Annotated in this window: 4 protein-coding genes; 1 reads left to right on the top strand and 3 read right to left on the bottom strand. The window is 33.1% G+C overall.

The features are described from left to right. Nucleotides 1-608 precede the first annotated feature (608 nt). Nucleotides 609-1,772 carry a non-hydrolyzing UDP-N-acetylglucosamine 2-epimerase gene (wecB, locus tag HNS38_RS19710; protein WP_172346966.1) on the top strand — a complete coding sequence of 388 codons (1,164 nt, stop codon included), beginning with the start codon at nt 609-611 and terminating at the stop codon, nt 1,770-1,772. A 148-nt stretch (nt 1,773-1,920) separates the two neighbouring features. Here wecB and HNS38_RS19705 read toward each other — a convergent pair whose 3' ends face one another. The 3 genes from HNS38_RS19705 to HNS38_RS19695 form a co-directional block, all read right to left on the bottom strand. Next, nucleotides 1,921-2,838: a hypothetical protein gene (locus HNS38_RS19705; RefSeq protein ID WP_172346965.1), complete on the bottom strand. Its 918-nt coding sequence runs from the start codon at nt 2,836-2,838 to the stop codon at nt 1,921-1,923. A 6-nt stretch (nt 2,839-2,844) separates the two neighbouring features. Continuing rightward, the gene (locus HNS38_RS19700; protein WP_216663800.1) at nt 2,845-4,053 is read right to left on the bottom strand and encodes an MBOAT family protein; all 1,209 of its coding nucleotides are present in this window, start codon (nt 4,051-4,053) and stop codon (nt 2,845-2,847) included. Nucleotides 4,054-4,286: 233 nt separating this feature from the next. Further along, nucleotides 4,287-4,526, bottom strand: coding sequence for an acyl carrier protein (locus HNS38_RS19695; RefSeq protein WP_172346963.1), 240 nt, complete (start codon nt 4,524-4,526; stop codon nt 4,287-4,289). Nucleotides 4,527-4,610 lie beyond the last annotated feature (84 nt).

Raw genomic sequence — 4,610 nt, 5'->3', positions numbered from 1 at the left:
TCGTAATTGTTATTTGCCACGAATGCACACATAATATAATTGATGTGAATGGCTTCGATTTCCACGAATGGTGCTCGCTAGCTCGCAATACAAGACAGGCTCCCTTGATGCTGCGGTCGGGATAAACGCGGATTTAATGGTGGGCTGATTTCACATGCTTCTCTAATTTTAGGAGATTGCTTCGGCGCTGCACTTCTTGCAATGACCTTCCTTCGAAGAGAGATACTACTACTGGGTTTCATAGAAAGCACGGTCATGGCGAGCAGAGCGAAGCCATCTCATCCAATCTACTCCTATCTTCATAAATACCTCTCCAATCTGAAACACAACACAAAAGCGCTGAAGGCGCGACTTATGCTAGCATAGTGCGAAATGAAGTGGAGCGCCATGATAGCAATGCAGAATACTGCTAATAAACCGCCCGATAATGGTGAGTTACGAAACAGAAAGGCAAGCGGTGATGATGAAAATATAGGTAAACGCCGGAAGGCATTTCCGGCTGAGCGAGGATTTCAAATAACACCAAATACCTAAAGAAATTCCCCAAAACAAATTTCGGAAAACCCTCCATTATTGTTATTTTCGCAGAAATAAAAATCATACCCCCCATGAAAATTATATCCGTAGTTGGTGCCAGACCCAATTTTATGAAAATAGCCCCTTTTATTAAGGAAATTCAAGCTCATAATGCAAAGAGCGGAGGGCCTAAGACAGAGAGTCTAGAACCCATAGAGCATATCCTTGTTCATACTGGACAGCATTATGATGATCGCATGTCTAAGGCATTTTTTGAGGCATTGGAAATACCTGAGGCTGATATAAACTTAGGCATAGGCAGTGGTACGCATGCTGAACAGGTGGGGCTCACCATGATGGCTTTTGAGAAGGTTTTAAAAGAAGAAAAACCAGATTGGGTAGTGGTTTTAGGAGATGTAAATGCTACTTTAGCTTGCTCTGTTACTGCTAAGAAAGAACATATTAAGGTTTGTCATATTGAGGCAGGCTTGCGCTCTAGGGATATGAATATGCCAGAGGAGATTAATAGATTGGTGACAGATAGGCTATCTGATTTATTACTCACACCTGATACTTTATCTATAAAAAATTTAAAGCAAGAAGGTGCCACCGATAAGCAAGTGGCTTTTGTGGGAAATATTATGATAGATACCCTGGAAGCCAATAGAGACAAAGCTCGTTTACTCGAAATACCTGCAGTACTAGAAGAAAACAAACTAGAAGGGCATGAAGTTCATTATGATGAAACCCTAAACTACGGATTGGTGACGCTCCACCGTCCGTCTAATGTGGATAAAAAAGAAGTTTTGGAAGCTTTGGTACGATTTCTATTGGATGAAGTTTGCCAAGACATGCAATTGATATGGCCTGTTCATCCTAGAACTAAGAAGAATTTGCAAAATTTTGGACTTTGGGAAGAGATGGAGCAGCACCCTCGCATGATATTACAATACCCTTTAGGATACCATGAATTATTACGCTTAAATATGGATGCCAGTATTATGCTTACGGATAGTGGAGGATTACAAGAAGAATGCACCATATTAGGCACACCTTGCTTAACACTAAGATGGAATACCGAACGTCCCATTACCTTAAAAGAGCATGGTGGTGCCAGTGTATTGGTAGGGAATAATGTGGAAAGAATTAGGGAAGAATATTTGGTGATATTAAAAGAAGATAGAAAACCCATTCGACCTGAGCTTTGGGATGGAAAGACTGCTAGTAGATGCTTAGTTGCTTTACTTAAATATTAGTTTTATTATAGATTCAATATTCTTAGTGTTCTAAAAAAATCAGCTAATGAATAATTGTAATGCTTCATGAAGTCAGCTCAGTACTTAAAGTGCCTATTGATTTGGATTACACACTAGATAATTTAATTGATGATATATCTAAACTAGATTATTTATTTAAAATATTATTTCTCATAATTAATGATAATTGCCTAGAAAACAAAAGAGCACCATCATGATTTAGATGACTAGGGTCTTGGAAGTACGAACCGTTGGACAAAAACACTTCATCATTAGAAAAATCAATAAAATCTATATTTAAACTATCACATGTGGATTTTGCAAAAGCTATTCGGCTATCATATTGATTCTTTATATATATTGGAGAATAAGCAACAATGACTTCAGCACCACTTTGTTTTGATAATGAAATGAAATCACAAAAAGCATCAACTAAATTCGAATCAATATGATTAATAAAAATAGAATCTCGAGTTTCAATTGGTAAACGCCATTTTTTATACAGTGGAACATATCCTTTATCATCATGTTTTCTGCCTTTATTATATTCAGTATTTCCAATCATAATGGTTAGTAACATTGAATTATATGGATAAATATGTGAAAGCAATTTTATCTTCTCGTAAGAGCTTTTTAATTCTACGATTCTTCTGATTTCTTTATGCGATTTGTAATAGGGTAATAATGCAGATAGTCGGTCATAATCCTTTGTGTTTTCTTCGAATGAGCCATAAAAATCTAATATGATAATTTTAGGAGAATACCTCTTTAAAATTGACTTTAGAACAGCTGTTTGATATAATATACCATTCCCATCTCTACCTGTATTATAATAGCTCATATTAAACTCATTTAAAAATATTTCTGGGACATAATGATGATTTGCTCTGGAAGAGCCAAAAACCAAAATATCAGCAGTTGTTTCTTCTAAAGAAAAAGTAGTCCTATAATGCAACCCAGACTCCTCACTAAAATAATAATACCTCAAAAAACTACCAACTGAAAAATCTAGAACAAAAATAACAATGATATACAAAAATAAGTTAGACACTATTTTTTTAAACATAAACTACTAAAATTGGAAATAAATAAATTGACCACCATCAAATACACCAATTATCAGAATGGTAATAAATATTAGACTGAACGAAAATATTCTGATTATTTTGTTACTATTATCAAACAATTGAAATTTACTAGGATAATACTCATCTGCAAAATCTTTTAATAAAACCATTAATAAACCAACTATAATATAAATAAAATTAGAAGGAGGGCCAATGAATAAAGCCCCTGAAGTGCTAAATATTCTTGTGAGAATATTTACAGCCATCTCTAAATTATTTGACCTCCCAAATATTTGAGAAACTGCAAAAAGGACAAAAGTGATTGTTATACCAAGTATATTATACCAAATCCTTTTTTTAAGGTTATACTTTTTCTCTATTTCATTTTTACTATTGTTTGACAGAGCTTCTATACTCAAGAACACTCCTTGTAATAGTCCCCAAACAACAAACGTCATAGCAGCTCCGTGCCAAATACCACTTATGATGAATGTTATCATTAATGCTATAACGATACCCCATACTTTATATGAGCGAAAATAAAATGATAATGGTGTATATAAATAATCAGTAAGCCAAGATATTAGAGAAATGTGCCAACGACGCCAGAACTCACTCATGCTGGAGGCGAAAAAGGGACGGTTAAAGTTGTGCATTACACTTATTCCCAAAACTTTAGAGACACCTATTGCTATTAAAGAATATCCCCCTAAGTCAGTATATAATTGGAATGGGTACAAAAACGATGCAAACATAATTGTAGAGCCATTATGTTGTTGAAAATTAATAAAAATTGTATCAACATAAATCCCAATTCTATCAGCCACTACTAATTTCATAAAATAACCCCATAAAATAAACCTAAGTCCTTGAGATAAACTATTGAAATCTATAGCATTTAATGATTTAAATTGAGGAATCATGTTTTTTGCTCTTTCTATTGGTCCAGAAAGAATTAATGGGAAAAATGAAATAAATAAGGCCAATATACCAATGTTCTTTTCCGCTTTTATTTCTTCATTATAAACATCTATAGTGTAACCTATAGCCATAAAGGTATAGAAAGAAATACCTATTGGCAACATGTGTTTTATTTCTGGCAATGGCCACCTTAGACCAATACCATCCATGTATTGGATCATTTCGATATTTATATCCGTAAAATATTTAAAGAATACTAGAGGGAATAAAACCGAAATAATATTCAACCTCATGAATATTCTTTTTCGATTATCGTTTTGTGAATGATCAATCAGTCTTGCAAAAACATAAGTAGATAATGTCACTGCAATAACTAAAAGAATAAATATGGGCTTAATATTTATATAAAAAAAGTAGCTTACAGCTAATAAAAACAACCAACGATATTTAATTGGCACCAGATAGTATAAAATGAGTACTATTGGGAAAAAGATTATAAAGTTAAATGAGGTAAATACCACTTTGATTAGAATTTCGAACTAATAATTTCAACCATATCACCCACATTTTTCATTTTATTCAAATCTTTCAATTTAAATTTAATAGAAAATGTATTTTCAACTTCAGAAACCAATAACATATGAGTTAAAGAATCCCATCCTTCAACATCGTTAGCCGTTAATTCATTTGAAATAATTAAAGAGTTATTATTGAATATTTTTCTAAAAACGAATGTTAATTTGTTTACTATTTCTGTCTTTTCCATATTTACCTTTTTAATTTAGTTTATTATTGTTTATAGGGTTACCCATTTAAGTCTCGTGTAATTTAATCGAAGCGTAAGCAATCG

It is taken from the genome of Lentimicrobium sp. L6 (genome assembly GCF_013166655.1).
In the GTDB taxonomy this organism is placed as follows: Bacteria; Bacteroidota; Bacteroidia; order Bacteroidales; family UBA12170; genus UBA12170.
This window is presented reverse-complemented; position numbering and strand designations above follow the sequence as displayed.

What these genes read in the sequence shown, in the direction of transcription:
- HNS38_RS19695 (WP_172346963.1), bottom strand. Translation starts at nt 4,526, where the DNA reads ATGGAAAAGACAGAAATAGTAAACAAATTAACATTCGTTTTTAGAAAA.
- HNS38_RS19700 (WP_216663800.1), bottom strand. Translation starts at nt 4,053, where the DNA reads ATGAGGTTGAATATTATTTCGGTTTTATTCCCTCTAGTATTCTTTAAA.
- HNS38_RS19705 (WP_172346965.1), bottom strand. Translation starts at nt 2,838, where the DNA reads ATGTTTAAAAAAATAGTGTCTAACTTATTTTTGTATATCATTGTTATT.
- wecB (WP_172346966.1), top strand. Translation starts at nt 609, where the DNA reads ATGAAAATTATATCCGTAGTTGGTGCCAGACCCAATTTTATGAAAATA.